At 48.5% G+C, this 911-nt stretch carries 1 protein-coding gene; it reads right to left on the bottom strand.

What is annotated here, in order from left to right:
• Positions 1–664 (bottom strand): Gabija anti-defense Gad2 family protein (locus H8Z83_RS19200; RefSeq protein ID WP_494546122.1); only part of this gene is annotated, 664 nt, incomplete at its 3' end.
• Positions 665–911: the final 247 nt, after the last annotated feature.

Genomic DNA, 911 nt, shown 5'->3' with positions numbered 1-911 from the left:
CCCCCCCCCCCCCCCCCCCCCCCCCCCCCCCCCCCCCCCCCCCCCCCCCTGTCAGATGTGTATAAGAGACAGGCAATGAGATGATTGGGTACAGGGTATCTACGTTAATGCACAGTCGGCGCTGAGATAAATCCTTCAAGAAATCTTGTTGGAATTCAAATTCATCTTTTGCGAAATCGTATGCCGCCATGTTGATAGTCCAGTCGAAGCGTTTAAAGATGTCTGCCGGACTTTCAAATGTGTTAAGTACGATGACCTGCAATGTGTGATCTCGCTTACCTGTATACATCACTGACTTTGAAGTTCTTCCGATATTAATACACTCCGCAGTATAGGCAGGGAAACCATCGTTTGACGGGTCGAACTCCTCTAAAGCTTCGCGGCTGTTAGGCTTTAGTGTGGTTTCAACAATCTTAACGTGATCCTTTGATTCGAATCCCTCAACTCCGTGGCAGAACAAGATGAAATTCTGCATGTCTTCTTGAGTGCGGAAATACAGGTCGATATCGTTAGCATCTTGGTTAGAGAACAAAGATGTAAGTGTTCCTCCGGCTACAATGGCATTACACTTACGTAGACCTTTCAACATCCCATCTGAAATCATGCTGAACAGTGCATTACGTTCACTGGAGAATCGGGAGCCTTTATAAATATCAGTTTTCATTTTATTCCTCTGTGTGTTTGGTTAGTTGTTGTACTATACACGTAGGGATCTTAGATTGCAAGCAAAAAAAAAATCCCTCCGAAGAGGGATGAAGAGGAGAGGAGATATTATTATAAACCTCAAAGTAAAAACGCCAGCTACCAACACGTAGTCGATAGCTGGCGCCTGTCTCTTATACACATCTGTGAAAACGGGGGGGGGGGGGGGGGGGGGGGGGGGGGGGGGGGGGGGGGGGGGGGGGGGGGGG

Source organism: Dysosmobacter segnis (genome assembly GCF_014297285.1).
GTDB lineage: Bacteria > Bacillota > Clostridia > Oscillospirales > Oscillospiraceae > Oscillibacter > Oscillibacter segnis.
The sequence above is the reverse complement of the archived record's forward strand: the minus strand, read 5'-3'. Positions and strand labels throughout refer to the sequence as shown.